This window comes from Photobacterium damselae subsp. damselae, assembly GCF_038086725.1.
In the GTDB taxonomy this organism is placed as follows: Bacteria; Pseudomonadota; Gammaproteobacteria; order Enterobacterales; family Vibrionaceae; genus Photobacterium; species Photobacterium damselae.
In genome coordinates, this window is record NZ_CP146970.1 from 488,413 (window position 1) to 512,776 (window position 24,364).

The 24,364-nt window shown below is 41.7% G+C and carries 20 protein-coding genes; 8 read left to right on the forward strand and 12 right to left on the reverse strand.

Features of this window, described 5'->3' with window-relative positions; genetic code table 11:
- Positions 1 to 24: 24 nt before the first annotated feature.
- From cpdA to idi, 6 genes are all read left to right on the forward strand, one after another.
- Positions 25 to 852, forward strand: a complete 828-nt coding sequence (cpdA, locus tag WAX86_RS02325) for a 3',5'-cyclic-AMP phosphodiesterase (RefSeq protein WP_044176800.1) — start codon at positions 25 to 27, stop codon at positions 850 to 852.
- Entirely contained in the window at positions 852 to 1,430 is a 579-nt protein-coding gene (gene yqiA, locus WAX86_RS02330) for an esterase YqiA (protein WP_065170774.1), read from the forward strand. The genes cpdA and yqiA overlap by 1 nt, the downstream gene beginning before the upstream one ends.
- Before the next feature lie 188 nt (positions 1,431 to 1,618).
- Positions 1,619 to 3,502, forward strand: coding sequence for a DNA topoisomerase IV subunit B (gene parE / locus WAX86_RS02335; protein WP_005301384.1), 1,884 nt, complete (start codon positions 1,619 to 1,621; stop codon positions 3,500 to 3,502).
- 68 nt (positions 3,503 to 3,570) lie between these two features.
- Complete coding sequence (gene parC, locus WAX86_RS02340) at positions 3,571 to 5,835, forward strand: DNA topoisomerase IV subunit A (protein ID WP_044176794.1); 2,265 nt, start codon at positions 3,571 to 3,573, stop codon at positions 5,833 to 5,835.
- Positions 5,836 to 5,984: 149 nt separating this feature from the next.
- Positions 5,985 to 6,707, forward strand: coding sequence for a 1-acylglycerol-3-phosphate O-acyltransferase (locus WAX86_RS02345; protein WP_005301382.1), 723 nt, complete (start codon positions 5,985 to 5,987; stop codon positions 6,705 to 6,707).
- Positions 6,708 to 6,805: 98 nt separating this feature from the next.
- Positions 6,806 to 7,336, forward strand: a complete 531-nt coding sequence (gene idi, locus WAX86_RS02350) for an isopentenyl-diphosphate Delta-isomerase (RefSeq protein WP_036764441.1) — start codon at positions 6,806 to 6,808, stop codon at positions 7,334 to 7,336.
- 73 nt (positions 7,337 to 7,409) lie between these two features.
- On the opposite strand, the gene WAX86_RS02355 is transcribed toward idi, so the two are convergent.
- From WAX86_RS02355 to WAX86_RS02395, 9 genes are all read right to left on the reverse strand, one after another.
- Positions 7,410 to 7,796 carry a RidA family protein gene (locus WAX86_RS02355; RefSeq protein WP_005301381.1) on the reverse strand — a complete coding sequence of 129 codons (387 nt, stop codon included), beginning with the start codon at positions 7,794 to 7,796 and terminating at the stop codon, positions 7,410 to 7,412.
- A 130-nt stretch (positions 7,797 to 7,926) separates the two neighbouring features.
- Positions 7,927 to 8,418, reverse strand: a complete 492-nt coding sequence (locus WAX86_RS02360) for an arginine repressor (protein ID WP_036764439.1) — start codon at positions 8,416 to 8,418, stop codon at positions 7,927 to 7,929.
- A gap of 366 nt (positions 8,419 to 8,784) precedes the next feature.
- A complete protein-coding gene (gene pyrI / locus WAX86_RS02365) occupies positions 8,785 to 9,249 on the reverse strand; it encodes an aspartate carbamoyltransferase regulatory subunit (RefSeq protein WP_005301380.1) in 465 nt (154 codons plus the stop codon).
- A gap of 19 nt (positions 9,250 to 9,268) precedes the next feature.
- On the reverse strand, positions 9,269 to 10,198 hold the full coding sequence (gene pyrB / locus WAX86_RS02370) for an aspartate carbamoyltransferase (protein ID WP_044176789.1): 930 nt from the start codon (positions 10,196 to 10,198) through the stop codon (positions 9,269 to 9,271).
- Positions 10,199 to 10,703: 505 nt separating this feature from the next.
- The gene (locus WAX86_RS02375) at positions 10,704 to 11,714 is read right to left on the reverse strand and encodes an ornithine carbamoyltransferase (protein WP_005301373.1); all 1,011 of its coding nucleotides are present in this window, start codon (positions 11,712 to 11,714) and stop codon (positions 10,704 to 10,706) included.
- A gap of 124 nt (positions 11,715 to 11,838) precedes the next feature.
- Positions 11,839 to 12,750, reverse strand: coding sequence for a carbamate kinase (gene arcC, locus WAX86_RS02380; protein WP_005301372.1), 912 nt, complete (start codon positions 12,748 to 12,750; stop codon positions 11,839 to 11,841).
- Positions 12,751 to 12,824: 74 nt separating this feature from the next.
- The gene (gene arcA, locus WAX86_RS02385) at positions 12,825 to 14,045 is read right to left on the reverse strand and encodes an arginine deiminase (protein ID WP_005301370.1); all 1,221 of its coding nucleotides are present in this window, start codon (positions 14,043 to 14,045) and stop codon (positions 12,825 to 12,827) included.
- Positions 14,046 to 14,667: 622 nt separating this feature from the next.
- The gene (locus WAX86_RS02390) at positions 14,668 to 14,817 is read right to left on the reverse strand and encodes a hypothetical protein (RefSeq protein WP_154139780.1); all 150 of its coding nucleotides are present in this window, start codon (positions 14,815 to 14,817) and stop codon (positions 14,668 to 14,670) included.
- Positions 14,818 to 14,864: 47 nt separating this feature from the next.
- Positions 14,865 to 16,322 (reverse strand): YfcC family protein, encoded by a 1,458-nt coding sequence (locus WAX86_RS02395; RefSeq protein WP_005301368.1) that lies wholly within the window; start codon positions 16,320 to 16,322, stop codon positions 14,865 to 14,867.
- A 721-nt stretch (positions 16,323 to 17,043) separates the two neighbouring features.
- Here WAX86_RS02395 and rraB point away from each other — a divergent pair.
- Together rraB and WAX86_RS02405 are read left to right on the forward strand one after the other, a co-directional pair.
- Entirely contained in the window at positions 17,044 to 17,445 is a 402-nt protein-coding gene (gene rraB / locus WAX86_RS02400) for a ribonuclease E inhibitor RraB (protein WP_005301366.1), read from the forward strand.
- A gap of 301 nt (positions 17,446 to 17,746) precedes the next feature.
- Positions 17,747 to 20,173: a glycoside hydrolase family 2 protein gene (locus tag WAX86_RS02405; protein WP_341489043.1), complete on the forward strand. Its 2,427-nt coding sequence runs from the start codon at positions 17,747 to 17,749 to the stop codon at positions 20,171 to 20,173.
- Positions 20,174 to 20,387: 214 nt separating this feature from the next.
- Here the strand turns inward: WAX86_RS02405 and WAX86_RS02410 are convergent, their stop codons facing one another.
- From WAX86_RS02410 to WAX86_RS02420, 3 genes are all read right to left on the reverse strand, one after another.
- Entirely contained in the window at positions 20,388 to 20,789 is a 402-nt protein-coding gene (locus WAX86_RS02410; protein ID WP_065170771.1) for a DUF2061 domain-containing protein, read from the reverse strand.
- 201 nt (positions 20,790 to 20,990) lie between these two features.
- Positions 20,991 to 23,852, reverse strand: coding sequence for a valine--tRNA ligase (locus WAX86_RS02415; protein WP_115426333.1), 2,862 nt, complete (start codon positions 23,850 to 23,852; stop codon positions 20,991 to 20,993).
- 28 nt (positions 23,853 to 23,880) lie between these two features.
- Positions 23,881 to 24,333 carry a DNA polymerase III subunit chi gene (locus tag WAX86_RS02420; RefSeq protein ID WP_044176774.1) on the reverse strand — a complete coding sequence of 151 codons (453 nt, stop codon included), beginning with the start codon at positions 24,331 to 24,333 and terminating at the stop codon, positions 23,881 to 23,883.
- Positions 24,334 to 24,364 lie beyond the last annotated feature (31 nt).

A 24,364-nucleotide genomic window follows, 5' to 3' on the forward strand; every position in this document is an offset into this window, starting at 1 on the left:
TAAGAAAACAGGGTTTTAGACGTTTTGTTGACCTATTCGCTACCACCTAGACAATCAGATAGTGTGGTTCTTCTTCAAATTACAGATACGCATCTTTTTGCTAACGATGCGGGGAGTCTGCTAGGCGTTGCAACCAAGGACAGTTTTCATGCCGTCTTGGCGGCAATTGATCATCAAGCACGCCCGTTTGATGCTATTATTGCAACGGGAGATATCTCCCAAGATCACAGCACAGAATCTTATCAGCATTTTGCCCAAGGCATCGCACGCTGGCAGCAACCTTGTTTTTGGTTGCCTGGGAATCACGATTATCAACCAAGCATGAAAGCGGTACTGCCTTCTCCTCAAATTAAACCTTGTGAACAGGTCTTATTAGGTGAACATTGGCAAATGATTCTACTTGATAGTCAGGTGCCAGGTGTGCCTCATGGTGAGTTGCGAGCTGAGCAATTGGATATGTTAGACAGAGCATTAGCCGCTCACTCCGAACGCCATGCTTTAGTGTTGTTGCATCATCATCCTTTAGCTGCTGGTAGCGCATGGCTTGATCAACATCAATTGCATAATGCAGATGATTTTTGGCAAGTATTAGCGCGTTATCCGACCAAAGTTAAATCGGTGCTGTGTGGCCATATTCATCAAGAGTTGGATTGCATGAGACAAGGTGTACGAGTACTAGCTACGCCATCAACCTGTATTCAATTTCTACCAGACTCTGATGATTTTGCACTAGATTCAAAAGCACCGGGTTGGCGATATCTTGAGTTAACCCCTCAAGGTGATGTCCATACGCAAATCCATCGTTTGGCGAATGATCAATTTGCGCCAGACCTTAATTCGGCAGGGTATTAATGAAACCACTACTTCTTTATATTCATGGCTTTAACAGCTCTCCCAAATCGATGAAAGCTGAGATCATGGCAAATTATTGTTGTGAATGTCGACCGGATATCAAAGTTGTAGTACCGCGACTGCCTAGTTATCCGCAACAGGCTGCTGAATATATTGATGAACTAGTGCAGACTTATTTACCTGATTATAAGTTAGGCTTAGTTGGAAGTTCATTAGGCGGCTATATTGCAACTTGGTTGTCTCAGCGTTATCAGCTGCCTGCTGTTGTGGTGAATCCTGCCGTAAAACCTTATGAGCTGTTAGTCGATTATTTAGGACCACAGCAAAACCCCTATACTCAAGAGCAGTACGTTCTTGCTCCTCACCATATGGATGAACTTAAAGCGATGGATGTGGATAATATTGTACATCCAGAACTTATTTGGTTACTTCAGCAAGAAGGTGATGAAGTTCTTGATTATCGTCAAGCGGTAGAAAAATATACGTTGTGCCGCCAACTGGTTGAAAAACAGGGTGATCACAGCTTTGTTCAATTTGAACGATTCCCTGCAGAGATAATCCAATTTTTAGGTTTATAGTAACTCGGATACAATAGCGCCTATCTAGGTGCGCGATTTGCTAAATAACTTGTCTTGTACTTAATGTTATCGCATGCGGTAACTGCAGATTAAACTCACAAAACGTGATTACGAATATGACCCTAGCTTGACAATACTGTTAGGGTTACTGACTATTGTTGCCAAAAATTTCTTGAAATTTCCGTGATATGACAGATCAAAGTTATAACGCTGGTGCCATTGAAGTTCTTAATGGATTAGAGCCAGTTCGTCGTCGTCCAGGTATGTATACCGACACGACCCGTCCCAACCATTTGGGTCAAGAAGTTATCGATAACAGTGTCGATGAGGCATTGGCAGGTCACGCTCGCAAAGTCGAAGTGATCCTTCATGCTGATCAGTCGCTTGAAGTTGTTGATGATGGCCGAGGAATGCCAGTTGATATTCACCCTGAAGAAGGGGTCTCTGGTGTTGAACTTATCTTATGTAAGCTCCATGCCGGTGGTAAATTCTCTGGCAAAAACTACCAATTTTCAGGTGGTTTACACGGGGTAGGTATTTCGGTCGTAAACGCCTTATCTAACCGTGTAGAAGTGACCGTAAAACGCGATGGGCAGATATACCAGATTGCCTTTGAACACGGTAATAAGGTGTCTGAACTTGAAGTTATTGGCACTTGTGGTCGTCGCGCAAAAGGAACCCGTGTTCACTTTTGGCCTGACGCAAAATATTTTGATAGCGCAAAATTTTCTGTCTCACGTCTGCGTAATAACTTAAAAGCCAAAGCCGTTCTTTGTCCTGGGCTTGAAATTGTCTTTACTGACAAAGTTAATGGTGAGAACTACCGCTGGTGCTACGAAGATGGCTTAAAAGACTATCTGGCAGAAGGTGTTAAAGGGTTTACTTTATTACCAGAAGAACCATTTACCGGATCATTTAGTGGTCAAACAGAAGCTGCTGATTGGGCGCTTTTATGGCTACCAGAAGGTGGTGAGCTGATCACGGAAAGCTATGTTAACTTGATCCCAACTGCACAAGGCGGTACCCATGTTAATGGTCTGCGCCAAGGTCTACTAGATGCCATGCGTGAATTCTGTGAGTTCCGCAACCTATTACCTCGCGGAGTAAAGTTAACCGCAGATGATATCTGGGATCGCTGTGCATACGTGCTATCAGTTAAGATGCAAGATCCGCAATTTGCAGGCCAAACCAAAGAACGCCTTTCTTCTCGTCAGTGTGCAGCGTTTGTTTCTGGTGTAGTAAAAGATGCCTTTAGCTTATGGTTAAATGAGCGCCCACAGTTAGCTGAGCAGTTGGCGGAAGTGTGTATTGCTAATGCACATCGACGTATGCGTGCCAGCAAAAAAGTGGTACGTAAAAAAATCACTTCAGGTCCAGCTCTTCCGGGTAAATTAGCAGACTGTTCGCAACAGGATTTGAATCGTACTGAATTGTTCTTAGTTGAGGGTGATTCGGCAGGTGGTTCGGCAAAACAAGCACGCGATCGTATGTATCAAGCCATTATGCCGTTGCGAGGTAAGATCCTAAATACTTGGGAAGTCTCTGCCGATCAGGTCTTAGCATCACAAGAAGTGCATGATATTTCTGTGGCTCTGGGTATTGATCCTGACAGCGATGATCTAAGTGGATTACGTTACGGTAAGATTTGTGTACTTGCCGATGCGGACTCCGATGGTTTACATATCGCAACCTTATTGTGTGCTCTATTTATGAAGCACTTCAAAGCGTTAGTTCGCGCAGGTCACGTATTTATTGCTATGCCACCTCTGTATCGTATCGATCTAGGTAAAGAAGTGCATTACGCCCTAGATGAAGCAGAAAAAAATGTCATTTTAGAGCGCTTAAGTGGTAAGCGAGGCAAAGTTAATGTGCAGCGATTTAAAGGTTTGGGTGAAATGAACCCACTGCAGCTGCGTGAAACGACTATGGATCCAAATACTCGTCGCCTGGTACAGCTAACCATTGATGATGATGAGCAAACCAATGAAATGATGGACATGCTGCTAGGTAAAAAGCGAGCAGAAGACCGTCGTCACTGGTTACAAGAAAAAGGCGATATGGCTGAGATGTAATATCTCAAGCTTTTACTTTGAAGTGTGATTGTGCACTTACGTAGAACCAATTAACTGGATTATCGACGATGACCGATATGACAATGGATGGCGTTGAACAGTTGCCTTTGCGCAAATTCACTGAAGACGCATACCTAAACTATTCAATGTACGTAATTATGGACCGTGCGTTGCCATTTATTGGCGATGGTCTAAAACCCGTACAACGCCGTATTGTATATGCCATGTCTGAACTTGGCTTAAGTGCAACGGCAAAATATAAAAAATCTGCTCGTACCGTAGGTGATGTATTAGGTAAATACCACCCTCATGGTGACTCTGCTTGTTACGAAGCAATGGTACTAATGGCCCAGCCTTTCTCTTACCGTTATCCTTTGGTTGATGGTCAAGGTAACTGGGGTGCACCCGATGATCCTAAATCATTTGCTGCGATGCGTTATACCGAATCTCGTCTGTCCCGTTTTTCAGAAGTACTGTTATCTGAATTGGGGCAAGGTACAGTAGATTGGCAACCTAACTTCGATGGCACCATGAAAGAGCCAAAGATGTTACCTGCACGCCTTCCGCATATTTTGCTTAATGGTGTAACGGGTATTGCCGTAGGTATGGCGACTGATATTCCACCTCATAATGCTCGTGAAGTAGCAGCTGCTGCAGTTCATATGATTGACAATCCTAAGGCGGATCTTGATGCGCTAATGGAATTTGTTAAAGGGCCTGATTATCCAACGGAAGCTGAGATCATCACGCCTAAAGCGGAACTGAAGAAAGTGTACCGCACCGGTCGTGGTAGTATTAAGATGCGTGCGGTTTGGCATAAGGAAAATGGCGATATCGTTATTACCTCATTGCCACATCAGGTATCTGGGGCAAAATTGCTTGAGCAGATCGCAACTCAAATGCGAGCTAAGAAACTGCCAATGGTTGAAGATCTTCGTGACGAATCTGATCATGAAAATCCAACTCGAATCGTTGTAGTTCCACGTTCTAATCGCATTGATTGTGAGCAGCTGATGAATCACCTGTTTGCTTCAACCGATTTAGAAAAGAGCTTTCGCGTTAACTTAAATATGCTAGGTCTTGATGGCCGTCCTCAAGTTAAAGGGTTAGTTAGTATTATTTCTGAGTGGCTAGAATACCGCCGTATTACAGTACGTCGTCGTCTTCAGCACCGCTTAGATAAAGTGACCGCTCGTTTACATATCTTAGAAGGTTTGCTTGCGGCATATTTAAATATTGATGAAGTGATTGAGATCATTCGTAGTGAAGATGATCCAAAAGCTGAATTAATGAGCCGTTTTGATCTTACTGCAATTCAAGCTGATGCGATTTTAGAGATTAAATTACGCCAGTTAGCTAAATTAGAAGAGATTAAGATCCGCGGTGAGCAAGATGAACTATCAAAAGAGAAAGAACATCTTGAGAAGCTACTTGGTTCTGAGCGTCGCCTTAATACTTTAATTAAGAAAGAGTTATTAGCTGATGCTGAAACTTATGGTGACGATCGTCGTTCGCCAATGGTTGAACGTGCAGAAGCAAAAGCACTAACTGAACGAGACTTGATCCCAAGTGAACCGATTACGGTTGTATTGTCGGAAAAAGGCTGGATTCGTCATGCTAAAGGTCATGAGGTAGATCCAAGTACCCTAAGTTATAAATCAGGTGATAGCTATTTAGCTCATGCTCGCGGTAAGAGTAATCAGCCTGCTATTTTCTTAGGTTCTGATGGTCGAAGCTACGCTTTAGAGTCTCACTCTTTACCTTCAGCTCGTAGTCAAGGTGAGCCGATTACTGGTCGTTTGAACCTAACTCCTGGTTCAAATATGCGTCAGGTGATGATGGCGGAAGATGAGCAATTGTGGTTGATGGCATCGGATGCAGGTTACGGATTTATCTGTAAGAGCAGTGACATGGTATCGAAGAATAAGAGCGGTAAAGCGCTACTTACGTTACCAGAAAACGCACAAGTGATGGCACCGCAAGAGATCCGAGATATCGAACACGATCAGATCTTAGCAATCACGAATGAAGGCCGTATGTTGTTATTCCCAATTAAAGATTTACCGCAGTTAGGTAAAGGTAAGGGTAATAAGATCATCAATATTCCGGCTGCCCGTTCGAAATCGCGTGAAGAGTTCTTATCGTATTTACAAGTATTGCATGATGGCGCTCAAGTAACACTGCATGCAGGTAAACGTAAGCTCTCCTTAAAGCCAAGTGATCTTGATAACTTCCGTGGTGAACGTGGTCGTCGAGGCAGTATCTTACCTCGTGGATTACAGCGAGTGACTCACATTGAGTTTACTTCGCCAGAAACACCTGAAGAAGAATAATTTGCTGCAATTTTATTGAATTCTAAAGCCCTCACTGTGAGGGCTTTGTTGTTTTTAGACTAAGTTATTGAGATAAACCAGATGAAAAGAGTGTAATTTTTCATCTTCTGGGTATACTAGCGAACGCTTGTACGCTGAGGAGATACAGAATGATTTTTTTGTTACGCATTATTGCTGTGGCAATTTTCGCTATCGTGACTTTCGTTTTTGGTTGTGGCTACTGTTTATTAAGCCCGCGAAATCCTAAGCACGTTTATACCTTTGGTCGCATTTTCAGTAAAATGTCGCGTGTTTTAGGTATTAAACTCGAATTTCGTTATGCCGATGGCGCTGATAAAGTCGGTCCTGCTGTGTATATCGCCAACCACCAAAACAACTATGATTTATTTACTGTATCTGGTGCGATCATGCCACGTACCGTAACGGTTGGTAAAAAAAGCTTAGTTTGGATGCCTTTATTTGGTCAGTTGTACTGGATCACGGGCAATATCTTGATCGACCGCGCAAACCGTAGCAAAGCGGTTGGAACCATTGGTCAGGTTGTTGAGAAAATTAAGCAAAACAAAGTATCGGTGTGGATGTTCCCTGAAGGAACTCGTTCTCGTGGCCGTGGATTATTACCTTTTAAAACTGGTGCATTTCATGCTGCAATTGGCGCTAATGTTCCTGTTGTACCAATCGTATGTAGCTCGACAGAACATGTGAAGCTAAATCGTTGGGATAATGGTGTGGTAATTGTTGAAGTGATGCCTGCGGTATCGACTGATGGTTTAAGCAAAGAAGATGTGCGTAAACTATCTGATGAGTGCCGTACCATGATGGAACAGAAATTGAATGAACTAAATGCAGAAGCAAAGGCTCGTAGCCACTAATTATTAATTCGCATCATTCAGAACTATATTTAATAAAGGACATAAGTATTGCTATGTCCTTTTTGTTATTTTGACTCATGATAATAAAAGATCAGGCGATGACAGAAGAACAAGTTGTACTCGTTGATGAGCAGGGACAATATCAAGGATTAAAAGAGAAGATGCAGGCTCACTTGGATGGTGACTTGCATTTGGCATTTTCGGTGTTGTTGTATCGAGATACTGAGTTAGGTCGAGAGTATTTATTGCAACAACGAGAAATGAATAAATATCACAGTGGTGGGTTATGGACCAATACCTGCTGTTCACATCCTAGATTGAATGAAACAATTGAACAGGCTGGTATTCGCCGCTTACAAGAAGAGATGGGAATTGTTGCCGATTTTGAGCTAACCGATATAGGTCATTTTTGTTATCGCGCTCAACTTGATAATGAACTTGTTGAGCATGAACTAGACCATATTTTGGTCGCATCAACCCCAAATGTTGTGGTAAATCCTAACCCGCAAGAGGTTATGGCTTATCGCTGGTGGTCTGAGGCAGAAATTGAACAGGGAATGTCTCTACCAACGCCACTATTTACCGCTTGGTTTAGTGATGTTTTTACTGCGGTTAAACAATATCGATAAGTTAGCTTCAATAGAATAAAAAAACGCCAAAACTTGATGTTATTGGCGTTTTTTTTGTTATCTCTGACGTAAATTATTTACGAACAGCGATTGCTTCAATTTCAATTTTAACATCTTTAGGTAGACGAGCTACTTCCACACAAGAGCGTGCTGGATATGGGGCATTGTGCTCATCAAAGAAGTTACCGTACACTTCATTAACAGCTGCAAAATCATTAAGATCTTTAACAAAGACTGTCATTTTTACGATATCAGAAACTTGAAGACCTGAAGCCTCTACAACGGCTTTAACGTTGTCTAGAGATTGACGAGCTTGTTCTGCAATTGCTTCTGGAACTTCACCTGTTGCTGGGTTTACTGGGATTTGGCCTGAAGTCAGAACCATGTTACCAAGATCAACACCTTGTACATAAGGACCGATAGCAGCAGGTGCGTTATCTGTATGTAGAACTTTAGTCATTACAAAACCTTTTTGTTTGGATCGTAAAAATAAATAATGAGATTAACTCTCAGATGGCTAGTTTGCAGTGCAAAATACATAAGGTCAAAGACTTTGATGTTAACTGACCAAGCTTATAGCGAAACGACGATCAGTTTAGGTAACCCAATCTTGTTTTAACGACCTTTTCGCACTCTTCGATGCGGTTAATATCTCTTGGGGCAATCATCACCGTATCATTACCACCAACGGTTCCAAGAATATCGGCGTGGGGTTGAATATCAATAAGGCGAGCAATTAATTGAGCACTACCTGGATGGGTTTTTACCACCACCACCAATTGGTTATGGGTGATAAACTCGATTTGAGAGGCGATAGAAGAACCTACTTGGACTTGTTCTTTTTCTACCGTTAGGCAATAGACTTTTTTGCCATAGGCATTAGGGACCTTCGCCACCCCAAGGCGCGATAACAGACGAGATACAGTTGATTGACTGACATCCTTAAAATTTAGCTCAATCAATTTTTGGCGAATATCATCTTGGGTAACAAAACTTTGTTGTTGTAGTAAACGCTTACAAGCGGTGGCGATATTGTCATCAATGACGTAATCTTGTGCGCCGTGGGTATCGTATCCGTTCACGGGCAGCTCCTTATTATAGGTTTATTGGAATTTTATAATCACATGCCAAGAATGGACTAAACTTCTTCACCGTTAGGGAAAAAGCCGTTTTATCCATGATTATTATTGTTGTAAGAAATGCATGATCTTTCATAAGAATAATAACAATAACTACACGATGGTTGTTTGACCAATGTCACCAAATAATAAACTGCTGTTTTCGCTATATTATTGTTAGTTATCCTAAATGAGATGAATTTTTAGCGTTAAACGAAAGTGAAGATAGATGATTCTCTTGATTAGAAAGGTGCTGATCTGAGTGAATAAAATGCAAAAAAGCCTGCAAGTTTGACCGAGCAGGCTTGAAATTTTATGGGGTTAATTTGCTTAGTTACACTCAGTGACGATTTCGCGTGAGAATACTTTTTCGCAATAGCGGCATTTTAGCTGAACATCATCATTCTTCTTTAATACCTTAAAGCTGCTGTCGACCGGCTCACCGTGAGAGATACAGTTGCTGTTTGGGCATTTGAAGATTGCGTGAATTTGCTCAGGTAAAGACAGTGCCAGTTTCTTTACAACTTCGTAATTTTCAATTTGGTTTACCGTTGCTTTTGGTGCATACAGAGCAAGTTGGTTTGCTTGCTCTTCTGTGATGTAGATATTTTCAATCTTAATCAGATCTTTTGCGCCTAACGCAGATGATGGCAAATTTAAGCCAACAGTAATGCGTTGGTTGGCTTTATGCATACCAAATAGTTTTAATACTTTGATGCCGATATTTGCAGGGATATGGTCAATAACGGAACCATTTTTAATCGCTTCTACCTGTAGTTTATTTTCTTTAACCATGATTCTTATCTCCCTGCGTTTAAAGTTGTTCGTTCAAAACCAGTGCCAATAGAGCTTGGCGAGCGTACACACCGTTTTCTGCTTGTTGGAAATAGTAAGCATGTGGTGTTTTATCGACATCTGTTGTGATTTCATCAATACGAGGTAATGGGTGCATTACTTTCATATTTGGGCGTGCTTCTTCTAACATTTTAGCGTTAAGGACAAAAGCTGATTTAATGTGGGCATATTCTGATTCATCAAAGCGTTCTTTTTGCACGCGAGTCATGTACAGAATGTCCAGCTCTGGCAGTACTTCTTCAATGTTTGAATGTAAGCTGTAAGTAATACCTGCATCATCTAATTCTTCACAAATGTATTCAGGCATAGCCAATACTTCAGGAGCGATAAAGTAAAAGCGAACATTATTAAATTTCGACAGTGCTTGAGTCAGTGAGTGAACAGTACGACCGTATTTTAAGTCACCAACAAAAGCGATACTGATATCATCAAGACGGCCTTGAGTCTCTTGAATGGTAAAGAGATCCAGTAGGGTTTGTGTTGGGTGTTGGTTTGCGCCATCACCACCATTGATGATTGGAACGCCGTTGGAGAATTCAGAGGCTAGACGAGCGGCACCTTCTTGAGGGTGGCGCATAACAAAAGCATCAACGTATGAAGAGATAACCTGTACTGAGTCAGCTAAGGTTTCTCCTTTTTTAGCCAGTGATGTATTGCCGCCATTATCAAAACCGATAACGGTACCGCCTAGACGTTGTACTGCCGTTTCAAAGGATAGGCGAGTACGAGTAGATGGTTCAAAAAAGCAGCTAGCAACAACCTTGTTTTTTAGCAGTTCTGGATTGGGCTCTGCTTTTAGTTTGCCTGCAGTCTCAACAACAAGTTCAAGCTCATCTCGAGTAAACTCTGGGATTGAAATAATGTGCTTTTGAAACAGCGAATTCGCCATGGCTTCTCTTCCCTTATGATCACTATGTTGACTATTGATTGCCTAAAGCGATATTGGTGTGCTTCAGACAAAAAAAAGCCCCCTTATTAAAGGAGGCTTTTTTTACGAATAATAGGAAAAACAAAAAATGCAATCGCCGCAAACTTTTGGCGATTTGGTGTTGAGCTGTAATAAGCTAACTGGCGCATTTTTTCTCTCTCTCTAGACAAATTGCGAAGGATTATACCCCCATTTTTTGTTAGCGCAAGCGTTTGCGTAAACTATTCATAAAATGGAATATTATGCAATTTTCTATGCATTCTAACTAAAGAGGTTTTTGGTGTTATATGTTTGATTTTATAATGTAATTATGGATTTGGTTAGATTTTTGAATGCGTGGAGTATGCATGATGAATTTCAATGTAATCCGTTACAAATGCACAAGGATAACCCTAATAGAACATAAAAAATGCCGACCTTTGCGGCCGGCATTAAGTAGTTGAGCTTTAAAAACTCAAGAGAGTAATTATTGACCCAGTGTTGCTACCATAACAGCTTTGATGGTGTGCATACGGTTTTCTGCTTCATCAAATACGATAGAGTAGTCAGACTCGATCACTTCATCTGTAACTTCTACACCTTTTGCTAGTACTGGGTATTCTTTCGCTAGCTCTTTACCTACAGTAGTGTCTTCACCGTGGAATGCAGGTAGACAGTGCATGAATTTAACATGTGGGTTACCTGTTGCTTTGATAACATCCATGTTGACTTGGTAAGGAAGCATTAGGTTGATGCGCTCTGCCCAAGCTTCTTTTGCTTCGCCCATAGATACCCATACGTCAGTGTATAGGAAATCACAACCTTGAACGCCTTCTTGAACGTCTTCAGTCATTGTGATTTTAGCACCTGTTTCAGCTGCGATAGCGCGGCATTGAGCAACAAGCTGCTCTTCAGGCCAGAAAGCTTTAGGTGCAACTAGGCGAATGTCCATGCCCATCTTCGCAGCACCAACCATTAGAGAGTTACCCATGTTGTTGCGTGCATCGCCTAGGTAAGCGAAAGTGATTTCGTGTAGTTGTTTACCACGAGCATGCTCTTGCATAGTTAGGAAGTCAGCAAGAATTTGTGTTGGGTGGAATTCGTCAGTTAGGCCGTTCCATACAGGAACACCAGCGTATTTGCCTAGCTCTTCAACGATATCCTGACCAAAGCCGCGGTATTCGATACCATCGTACATACGTCCTAGTACACGAGCAGTATCTTTCATTGATTCTTTGTGGCCGATTTGAGAGCCAGATGGGCCTAAGTAAGAAACTTGAGCACCTTGGTCAAATGCAGCAACTTCGAATGCACAACGAGTACGAGTTGAAGTTTTTTCAAAAATTAGAGCAATATTTTTACCGGTTAAACGTGGCTGTTCATAACCGTTATACTTCGCCTTTTTCAATTCAGCTGATAGTTCTAATAGGTGCTGAATTTCGCGAGGAGTGAAGTCTAATAGTTTTAGGAAGTTGCGGTTGCGAAGATTAAAAGCCATGTTGTAATTCCTTCTATAATCGGTATCTCTCAAGTTAGGTAAAAGTGTTTATTTGTTTAACTTATAACCCAACTGATTATCTATTGTTATATCACTATTGTATTTTTTGTGAATAATTATTCTATTATTCAGCAATAATATTTGTACCGCGTTCCCCTTTCAGAATGCGCAAGCCGTCTGCTAGAGAGCCAATACCTACCAATTTTCCACCTTGTTTAATGAACTCACAGGATGCTTCAATCTTTGGACCCATAGAGCCTGCATCAAAGGTGTATTGGCTTAGTTCAGACGGTGTTGTGCTGCTTAGCGCTTTTTGAGTTGGTTTACCCCAGTCTAAGTACACAGCATCGGCATCGGTTAAAATCAGTAGCGCATCCGCTTCAAGTTGTTTTGCTAAGAAGGCTGCTGACATATCTTTATCAATAACGGCTTCAACCCCAACTAGTTGACCATTTTCATGTTTTACTGGGATACCACCACCGCCAGTACAAATCACTAAGTGATCGTTCTCGATAAGTGTATTGATCGCATCTTTTTCAATGATGCCTGTTGGTAATGGGCTTGGTACTACTCGACGGAAGTACTGGCCATCTGGCTTAACTGTCCAATGGTATTTTTCTGCCATTTCACGAGCTTCAGCTTCATCATAAACAGGGCCAATAGGCTTAGTTGGGTCGGCAAATGCTGGATCATTAGGATCCACACTCATTTGAGTTAGCATGCAAGAAACATTTTGTTCTGGAAGTAAGTTCTTCAGTTCTTGCATTAGCATGTAACCGATCATGCCTTGAGTTTCGCTACCCAATACATCTAATGGGTATGGCGCTACTTTTTTAAATTCCAGTCCTTGTAGGGCTAATAAACCAACTTGTGGGCCATTACCGTGAACAAGAACTACATTGTATTCTTCTGCAATCTGCGCAATGGTTTTTGCCGCAGTTGCAATATTTTGACGTTGAATTTCAGCTTCTAGTGGTTCACCGCGGCGCAGTAGAGCGTTACCGCCAAGTGCAACAACAACAGTTTGCTTTGCCATAGTACTATCTCTCTTGGTTTCTAGATTCTGGCCAGCAGCGACTGGCCAGAATAGGTTGTGGTTGTTCGACGGGATTAGATACCGTCACGCTCAATTGGGCAGCTCATGCAGCGAGCACCGCCACGACCACGACCAAGTTGGTCACCAGGGATTGGTAGTACAGTGATACCGGCTTTGTCGTATTTCTCGTTAGTGTAAGTGTTGCACTCATAACCAACGACAACACCTGGTTTCACAGTTAGAACGTTGTTTGCGTCATTCCACTGCTCACGCTCAGCTTCGAAGCTATCACCACCTGTAGTGATAAGGTTCAATTGACCTACACCTAGTGCTTTTTCGATAGCAGTTACAAAGTAATCTTCTTCTGTGGCTTTCACAGTGCCTGACTCATCGCCAGTTAGGCTCCAGCATTTAACATCTTTACGTACCACTTCTGGGTATACAGAGAAGGTATCTTCACGCATGTGAGTCATAACCGTATCTAAGTGCATGCAAGAGCGGTGTTTTGGTAGCTCCATTGCAATAACTTGTTTTGCTTGACCATGCTTGAATAGGCTTGATGCAAGTTGCTCAACACCTTGTGGCGTTGTACGCTCAGACATACCGATAAGAACCGCACCTTTACCAATAACAAGAACGTCACCGCCCTCGATGGTTGAGTTGTCGTAGATCTTCTCTTCATCACCGAAGTATTTAATGAAGTCTTGACCTGCGAAGGTAGGGTGCCAGCGGTAGATAGCGCGAAGGTGATTTGTTTCACGCTGACGAGCAGGTTTTGCCATTGGGTTGATAGATACACCACCGTAAACCCAGCAAGAAGTGTCACGTGTAAATAGGTGGTTTGGTAGTGGTTCAATGATAAAGTCGTATGGTGCGTGAAGACCTTGCATCATTGATGAAGACTTAAATGGTAGTTCTGCGTAGCTTAAGCCACCAAGAAGGATTGCAGCTAGTTCATCGTTTGGCATATCCGCTAGGAAACAACGAATATCATTTGCGAATGTTGGACCAAAACGATTCACTGAAATTTGCGAAGTTAATAGCCATTCTTTGGCTTCTGGTACCGCAAGTGTTTCTGCTAGTAGGTTATGAAGAAGCATTACTTCAACGCCTTGCTCTTCAAGTACTTTTGCGAAGACATCATGTTCTTCACCAGCACGCTCAACAGCGAGTACATCATCAAACAATAATTCGTGACAGTTTGATGGTGTTAAAAGGCTAAGAGCGCGCTCTGGACGATGAACAAGAACTCGGCGTAATTGACCGATTTCAGAACCTACATAGAACTTACTCATGATCGTATCTCTCTATATTTATTTGCCAGCATCATGCCAGCTTATTTAATTATATATTTAATAGTGTTGCTTAATTAAGATTTGTAATCTCGTCTTTCTGTAATTGATTTTACTTATTCGAGAATATTAGTCTTGGATCTTTGTCACAATTTAAACCCCTATTTAATATCCTAAGTTATTGCATTATTTAACAATTTCAGTATTTCGTTATTCAATTTCATCGCTGGGATTTTATGTGTTTTTATTGGGTTTATAATGAGTTTTTGGTTTTTAACTTGTTGATTTTTAATGACTTAGTTTGAGTGGTGGGAATATTATTCAAGGTGCAATTTGTGGCATATATGATGAAAAAATAAAGTTATGCAGTTTTTATGGGTGACTATATGGATTTAGATAAGAATTCGCGGAATATTTCTTATTATTTTTTTAATTAAATTATCTTTTTTGTTTTTTGTAGTTTTAATACAAATTGATTTTCATCTTTTTATTTTAAATTTTTAGTGGATTTATCGTGCTAGAAATAATTATTTTCATAAGTGATATCTGATAAGAAATATATTTATATTCACTTGGTAATATAAATATCAATATTTCTTTAGGTTATGAGATATAAATAGATAATCTAAGAAGCAGAAGCAGAAGCAGAAGCAGAAGCAGAAGCAGAAGCAGAAGCAGAAGCAGAAGCAGAAGCAGAAGCAGAAGCAGAAGCAGAAGCAGAAGCAGAAGCAGAAGCAGAAGCAGAAGCAGAAGCAGAAGCAGAAGCAGAAGCCAAAAAAAGCCGCTGACAGGCAGCGGCTTAGTGATAGTGCGTTTGGCAGATTAAGACATCATAGCGCCAATACTTAGCATAACCATAATAAGAACAGTCAAGATACCCAATAGAGGCATCACCCACTTAACCCAACGAACGTAAGGTACACGAGCAATCGCTAGACCACCCATAACAACAGCAGAAGTTGGGGTCATCATATTAACGATACCTGAAGCTGACTGATAAGCAGTTACGACCAGGTCACGACTTACACCGGCAAAGTCGGCAAGAGGAGCCATAATTGGCATGGTTAATACTGCTAAACCAGATGATGATGGTACTAAGAAAGATAGTAGGACTTCTAACCAGTACATAACGTTGATAAATACAATTGAAGATAGACCTGAAACAATATGTTCAGCCGAGTTCAAAATGGTATCTGTAATCATACCGCGGTCCATGATCACAACGATACCACGGGCAATACCGATAATCAGTGCAACCCCTAATAGATCACGGGCACCATCAATAAAGCTGGTTGTAAAATCTTCTTCACTCATTCGTGCAATCAAACCAATAAGGATTGCAGATCCTAGGAACATAGCTGAAATTTGAGCCATCCACCAACCTAGAACTGACACGCCGTAGATCATGATGCCAAAAGACAGAGCAAAGATAGTTAAAATGATTTTACGTGTAGTAGTAAACTCTAATAGTTCACCAGTTTGGTTGCCAAGGAAGTGAGCTTTGTTCTCTTCATACTTATCAAATACGATAGATTTTGTGTGATCGCTACGAACCATCTTAGCGTATCGCATTACATAGCCCACACAGATCACCCAGCCAATCACTAAAATAGCAACGCGAAGTGCAATACCATCAGTAAATGGAATACCAGCAGCGTTAGCCGCAATTACAGTAGCAAATGGGTTGATGGTTGAACCGAGAGTACCAATACCTGCACCAAGTAGAACCGTTGCTGCTGCCACAACAGGGTCAAAACGAGCAGCCATCATCACAGGTACGAGTAAGGTATAAAATGGAAGTGATTCTTCAGCCATACCGTAAATGGTACCGCCTGCTGCAAACAAGGCCATTAGAATTGGAATCATCAATTCCTCTTTACCTTGTAACCTTGCAGTAACACGTTCGATACCAGCATCGATAGCACCTGTTTTAGTTACAAGTCCTAAGAAGCCACCAATGATTAAGATAAACAGTGAAACGTCAATGGCAGCCGCTTCGTAGCTATCGTGGTCATAAAAGCCGTCAATTGGTGCAAGCAGTACATCAACAACGCCTTGAGGGTTACTCTCTACAGCATGGTATGTACCTGTAACTGGCACTTCTTTACCTAACTCTTCGTTCATTACGCGGTTGTACTGACCAGCAGGTACGATCCAAGTGAGTAGGGCTACAACAGCAATTAAAGCAAATAAAATGGTGTAGGCGGATGGGAATTTAAAGTTAGCAAAAAAGCCGCCTTTTTCTTCCTTTTTATCCTTAGGTGCGGTTTCGGTGGTCATATTCATCTCCTTGTGCCATGCAAATCCAGAATGCAAGGCATAATCCAGCATGCCAATTGATTGTTATCGGCAGATATATCAGTTAAACCAGAGGCTTAACAAATTATTTTTGAAATGAGGTAGGTTATTGCTGAGTTAGCATAACAATCGACGATGTATTGGGATGCCGCCTACTCGTTGGTGAGGATGATGTAAGATCATGTTCGTATCTCTCTATAATTTGTAATGATATAAGTCAGTGCTTTATCTTTATTTTTTAAATGTTTCGCCCTGATTTTAGATTGAATTGGGAGACATTAACTACCGCAGTGTTCACACTTTTTAGGGATAAAATTTGGCTTTAAAACGATATTGATATTTCTATAAGGGTATTTGGTTAAAAAAATTGGGTGAATATGCTAATTGAATAAAAATAATTGAGAGCCAAACTATGCAGCATAAAAATATATTAAGAGTAGAAACCTCAGTAGAACCATAGCAAACCTAGTTAGAGTGGTTGCTAGTTATGCGAAAATAGATAGAGAATTGTCGTATTCTCACTAAGGTCAAATGCATACGCTGGAATTTTATGCACTTTTTGTTTGGCTACTGATGAGTAGAAAAACTTATTGGTTGTTTGACATGCATCAAAATAAATTTCGAACTGCATCCAACAGTGGTAATTGTGTGCAATCCATGCGATATTTGCCGCCAGATTTATTCCATTGGTGGAGTTAGCCCCATGACTTATGCTGAACTGATTGAAGAGCAAAAATTAGAAACCCGCGAAATTATTGAAGCACTATTAGAAGATGGTAGTGAGCCTGATGCGCTATACACTATTGAGCATCACTTCTCTGCAGATACGTTTGAAGCTTTAGAAGCAGCAGCGGTAGAAGCATTTAAGTTAGGTTATGAAGTGATGGAAGCAGAAGAGCTTGAATTAGACCCTGAAGATGGCGGTGGCAAAGTAGTATGCTTTGATGCCGTAATGGAGTCGGCTCTAAAGGCAGAACTGATTGATGAGCAAGCTGAAAAACTGATTCAGTTAGCTGAAAAACACAACATTGATTATGACGGTTGGGGCACATACTTTGAGTCGGATGAAGACGACGACGAAGAAGAGTATGATGACGAAGATTAATTCGTACTAGCTCGATCCGAGAAGCCAGCATAATGCTGGCTTTTTTTATCGACTGGAGCTTTGGTTGGTTAAATATCGCCAAAGATCACGGCAGATTCGTGCCAACTTAGTAAAGTGGCATATCAATATGCTCAAGCAACTTCACATACAGGGTTTAGGGCGCTGCCTCTGATTTAGTTTAAAGAAAGTCATAGCGTGTAATAGCGCGCTTTTTCTAAGTTGTTTGACGTATATTCATCTATTTCCTATTGATGATTATGAAGTAGAAATACTGAATACTATTTTCTGTTTGGAGTGAGTGATGACAATCTCTCTCAATGGTCAGTGGATTCTGACTTGCGTGCAGCGTGCTGCAATTCAAGATATTACAGTTGAATTACCGGGTGATGTGCATTCTGCATTACTTGAAGCGGGAGAGATCCCAGATCCTCATTGGGCAACTAATGAAGATAAAGTTCAGTGGATTCGTGAATGTGATTGGTTAGTCAGTCGTTCATTTCAGTTAACGGAAGAGCAGTTAACATGCCAAGCGATGGATCTGGTTCTTCACGATCTTGAGTCTATTGTTGAAATTCGAGTTAACGGCCATACCGTAGCGGATTTCAATAATATGTTTATCCGCCATAAGGTTGAAATTCTGCCGTGCTTAAAGGTTGGATTAAACCACATTGAAATGGTGTTACGCCACCAAGACCCCACTCAAGTTGCACTCGATAAATTGGCCTTCAATATGCCAATTAATGAGCAGGGTACTGCACAGATAGATTTAAATGCATTACGTCAAAGCTCTTGTTTATCAAGTTCATTTTGGGGGGTGAATATTCCTGTTATCGGTGTCTTTGATGACATTGAACTGCAACCACTACAGCAGATTCGAGTGAGTCACATTAGCACTAAACAGAATTGGCAAGAGAGCGGTTGTGAGTTAGCCGTCACCTTACATTATGAAGCCGTAACAAGCCGTGGTTTAGCGATTGCAGAAGTAACCTTTGATGATCAAACCTTCCATTTAACTCTAGACCGTGATGCTGAACAAGCGAGCGTTCTATTTCGTATTGATAACCCTCGTTTGTGGTGGCCAGCAGGTTATGGGCAACCTCGTTTATATGATCTCCGTGTTGAAGTAGATGGCCAACTGATTGAACAAAAAATTGGTTTACGTAAGCTAGAAGTCGTGACTGAACCTAATGAGCAAGGCCATAATTTCAGCGTTAAAGTGAATGATGAGCTCATTAAAGTACGAGGTACAAACTGGTTACCGCTTGATGCTTTACCTGGGCGTATGACCGCTGAGCGCTACCAAAAATTGCTGGCCGATGCTGCAGAAGCGAATATGAATATGGTTCGCGTTTGGGGTGGTGGTCGTTATGAGAAAGAGATTTTCTACCGTCAGTGTGATGCTTTAGGTCTGTTAGTTTGGCAAGACGTTATGTTTAGTGATGCTTTTATGCTGCCAACACCAGATGTAATGACGGAAGTAAAAGAAGAGTTATTATGGCAAGCTCGTCGGCTTAAAAATCATTCATGTATTGCACTATGGGGCGGTGATAACCCTATTGTTGACGGTATTTATCAGCAATTACCAAACCGACAAGAACGAGATAAATATCTGTCAAATTATGATCGTTTAATGCGTAATATTCGTCAGGTATTAGAACAAGAAGATCCTAAGCGCCTATTTTGGGTCTCTGCTTCTTATTATGATGACAGTGAACACTGTAGACCATGGCAAGATCTTGATTCTGGCGATTGCCATTACTGGGATATCTGGCATCAAGGTTTGGATTATGTTCATAGCCGCAAGCATATCCCGAACTTCTGTAGTGAGTTTGGTTTCCAATCTTGGCCATCTCTGCCAACAGTTCGAACTATCGCACCAGAAAAGCATTGGAATATCTCGTCACCAAGTATGGAGCAGCATCAACGTAATGGTAAAGGTAATGCCACCATCGTAGATATGTTCACCCGTAATTACCGTTTTCCAGATGGTTTTGCCAATATGTTGTATTTATCTCAAGTACAACAAGCAATAGTCACCAAAACAGCAGTAGAAGCGTGGCGTTTACAAGAGAAAAATACAGGTATGCTATTGTGGCAACTTAACGATTTTTCGCCGCAAAGTTCATGTTCTTCGGTTGAATATAATGGACGTTGGAAGCCATTGCACTACCATGCAAAACGATTTTTTGCCCCATTAACGGCAACCTTTATGGCCGATAATGACGGTGTAAAACTGTATCTACTTAACGATAGTCGTCGTGGAGAGGTACTAAAAGGTGAGGTCGTTTGGCAAAGTTGGGAGGGTGAAATCCTGTTTAGAGATCCAATTAACCAATATTTGGAACCGGGCAAGTGCTTATCGGTTTGGGAGTGGTTAACAGAAGATCTAGCAGGGCGAGAAGAAGAGGGATTCTTCCATGTTCACTTGCGTCAGGGGGCTAATATTATTGAAAATACTTGGTTCCCTAAACGGTTGAAACATTGTGAACTTGCCGATCCTGATCTGCGTTATGAGGTCGCCGAAATTGATAACCAACTGTATGTCATGATAACAAGCAGTAAACCAGCCTTTTTTGTTCATTTAGAATACCAAGGGGCCGGGCATTTCTCTGATTCCAGTTTTACCTTAGTGCCTGAGCACCAACGCCAGATTAAATACACAGGCCCTGCAACATTAGAAGAATTGACCGCAGGACTAACGGTATATCACCTACGCAATAGTTATTAAGTAGCTAAAAGATTTGCTAGATAAAACAAAGCCCCAACGAGTGCAAGTTCGTTGGGGCTTTATTGTATTTCAAGTTTAGAAAAGAAGAGACAGCCTAGGATTGAGAGAGGGGAAGGCTGCCTCCTCGTTATAGGGCGGGATAAATGATTCATCAGGAGCAGGAGTAAGGAAGATGAACCACTATCCCATTTTTCACGTTATTGTTGTTGTATCGTTATGAGTGCTGACACACCATGGCATCGAGTAAAGTGTGATTATGTTCTTTCTTTTGCCATACTTTTTCATGGAAGTAGTAAGCGACAGTATTAATGGCAGGTTCTATCATCGCCATCACACTACCAATTAAAACGTCTCCAGTTAAAAGATAAGCCACACCAAAGGCGACGCTGAAGTGAACAATCGCAAAGCTAACTGTTTTTTTACTTGGAGCACTAAAGGCCGACTGTTTCAGATGTTTTAGTTGCCACACTTTTTCATGGAAGTAGAAAGCAACGGTATTGACCATGGGCTCAATCATGGCAATCAAACTACCTAAAATAATATCTCCCGTTAAGATATAAGCGACGCTAAATGCGACAGTAAAATGTATTGCTGCAAAGCTGATTGTCTTTTTCATTATTTATCCCTCTCTCTTGATGATTGAAGTATGGCCAATATTAAGAAATAAAGATATTTGATTTTTTTAATTCTATTGATAGGTGTTAGCTATGAAATAAGATGGAAAGAGAAAGGTCTTGATCGAGTTATAGGTTTATTAAGATATAAAAAAACCGACAGCCTAAGCCATCGGTTTTTGTTTTAGAAATCATCGGGCCGATTATAGCGCTGCGATAGTTTCTTTTTGTTCAGCAAGTTTTGCTAGTGCTTCTTGGTAACCCGTTAGCTTCTCACGCTCTTTAGCGATAACCGCTTCTGGAGCTTTAGCAACGAAACCTTCGTTACCTAGCTTACCTTCGATACGCTTGATTTCACCTTCAGTCTTCGCAATTTCTTTTGCTAGACGAGCAAGTTCTGCATCTTTATCGATAAGACCTGCCATTGGGATCATTAGCTCTGATTTACCCACAAGAGCTGTCGCACATGCTGGAGTTTCTGCACCTGCTTCTAGTACGTTTAGTGACTCAAGTTTTGCAAGAGACATTAGAACGGTACGGTTTGCTTCAAGGCGTGCTGCGTCTTGAGCATCAGTTGCTTTTAGCATTACATCTAATGGTTTGCTTGGCGCAATATCGTATTCCGCACGTAGGTTACGGATACTTGTGATAAAGCCTTTCACCCATTCGATATCAGCTAGAGCTTTAGCATCGAAATTATTTTCATCGTACTGAGGCAATGCTTGTAGCATGATAGTATCGCCTTCAACACCGTCTACTAGTGGCTTCACACTCTGCCAGATAGTTTCAGTGATGTAAGGTAGTACTGGGTGTGCAAGACGAAGAGTCTTCTCAAGTACAGTGATTAAGGTACGGCGAGTAGCACGTTGTTGCGCTTCAGAGCCTTTCCATAGAACTGGTTTAGTTAGCTCTAGGTACCAGTCACAGAATTGGTTCCAGATGAATTCGTATAGCGTGTTTGCTGCCATATCTAGACGGAAGTTGTCGATATGAGCATTAAACTCTTTCGCAGCTAGTTCAAACTGAGATTCGATCCACTTGTCTGCAAGAGAGTATTCAAGCTCGCTACCTGCAGCAAAACCACAATCCTGCTCTTCTGTGTTCATCAATACGTAACGACTTGCGTTCCATAGTTTGTTACAGAAGTTACGGTAACCCTCAAGACGCTTCATATCCCAGTTGATATCACGACCAGTTGAAGCCATTGCCGCTAGAGTGAAGCGTAATGCATCAGTACCGTATGGTTCGATACCATTTTCAAATGTCTTACGAGTGTTTTTCTCGATCTTCGCCGCAAGCTGTGGCTGCATCATGTTACCAGTACGCTTAGCAACAAGAGATTCAAGATCAATACCGTCGATCATGTCGATAGGGTCAAGTACGTTACCCTTAGACTTAGACATTTTATCGCCGTTTTCATCACGGATAAGACCCGTAACGTAAACCGTTTTAAATGGAACTTGTGCTTTACCGTCTTCATCTTTACAGAAGTGCATGGTCATCATGATCATACGAGCAACCCAGAAGAAGATGATATCAAAACCTGTTACCAACACATCTGATGGGTGGAAGGTCTTAAGATCAATGGTATTTTCTGGCCAGCCTTGAGTACCGAAAGTCCATAACGCAGAAGAGAACCAAGTATCAAGTACATCGTCGTCTTGGCGAAGTACAACCACAGGTGCAAGATTGTTATTCTCGCGAACTTCTTCTTCTGTACGACCTACGTATACATTGCCGTCGTTGTCGTACCATGCAGGGATACGGTGGCCCCACCATAGCTGGCGAGAGATACACCAGTCTTGAATGTCACGCATCCAAGAGAAGTACATGTTTTCGTACTGCTTAGGTACAAACTTGATATCGCCATTTTCTACCGCTTCTACAGCAGGTTTTGCTAGCGGTGCTGCACGTACATACCATTGGTCAGTTAGCATTGGTTCGATAACCACGCCACCACGGTCGCCATATGGTACTTGTAGGTCGTGATCTTTGATCTCTTCTAGTAGGCCTAGTTCATCAAATTCTGCCACGATAGCTTTACGAGCTGCAAAACGCTCCATGCCATGGTATTTCGCTGGCAGTTCAGTGCTGTATGCGTCGCTTGGTTCACCATTAGTGTTGAACACTTCAGCGGCATCACGAATATCAGCATTGAACGTTAGGATATTGATCATAGGCAAGCTATGACGTTTACCTACTTCGTAGTCGTTAAAGTCGTGAGCAGGTGTGATTTTCACACAACCAGTGCCTTTTTCCATGTCTGCGTGTTCATCACCAACAATTGGAATACGACGGCCTACGATAGGTAGAATGATGTCTTTACCGATCAGATCTTTGTAACGAGGATCTTCTGGGTTAACGGCAACACCTGTATCACCCAGCATGGTTTCTGGACGAGTCGTTGCAACAACAATATAGTCTTTGCCATCTGCTGTTTTCACGCCATCAGCAAGAGGATAGCGGAAGTGCCACATATGGCCTTTTGTATCTTTGTTTTCAACTTCTAGGTCTGAGATCGCAGTGTGTAGTTTTGGATCCCAGTTTACTAGACGCTTACCGCGGTAAATTAAGTCTTCTTCGTATAGACGAACAAACACTTCTTGTACTGCGTTAGACAGACCTGCGTCCATAGTGAAACGTTCGCGGTCCCAGTCAACTGATGCACCTAGGCGACGAAGCTGTTTAGTGATCGTGCCACCAGATTCGCCTTTCCATTCCCAGATTTTATCAATGAAAGCGTCACGGCCGTAGTCATGCTTTGTTTTGCCTTCTTCAGCTGCAATCTTACGCTCCACAACCATTTGGGTCGCGATACCTGCGTGGTCGGTACCGACTTGCCATAGGGTGTTTTTGCCTTTCATACGCTCGCAACGGATCAAGGTGTCCATGATAGTATCTTGGAACGCGTGACCCATGTGTAGGCTACCTGTGACGTTTGGTGGCGGGATCATAATGCTGTAAGCATCTTTAGATGTGTCACCATGAGGCTTGAAATAACCAGCCTCTTCCCAGCGCTGATACAGCGCTTGTTCGATTGATTGTGGATTATATGTCTTTTCCATAGCGCTCTTAGAAGGATCTATGTGGAATTTAGGGCGTATCAACAGCATTGGCTGTTGTTAACTGAATGCCAGCAAGGCGATAAATCTTGTAGCGTTCACGTGCCAATTGCTTAAGTTTTTCATCGCAAGGGACAAAGTCTACCACTTGTACAAAGGTTACGGCAAAATTTGGTGCATTTTTTGCCAAATTTATTAGCACATTTCGTCGACCACTATGCCGTAATTGTCCCCAACCTATCTCTACTGGAGCTCCTCCTCGAGGGCCTTCTCCTAATAGATTATGAGGAACAAAATTATCAGGCTCTTGTTGCCACAAATATTCATCTATTTGTTCAGCCTGACTTTTATCTTCAGCTAATAGATAAACTCGATAACCTTGGCGATAACTCATCACTGCTTGCTGACAAGCAAAATGAAGCTGAAATAAAGAGTCTTCAGCCTGATTCTGTTCATCAATAATATAAAATGTAGCATGAGTCATAACATTGCTCTCAAACAATTGTACTTAAAAC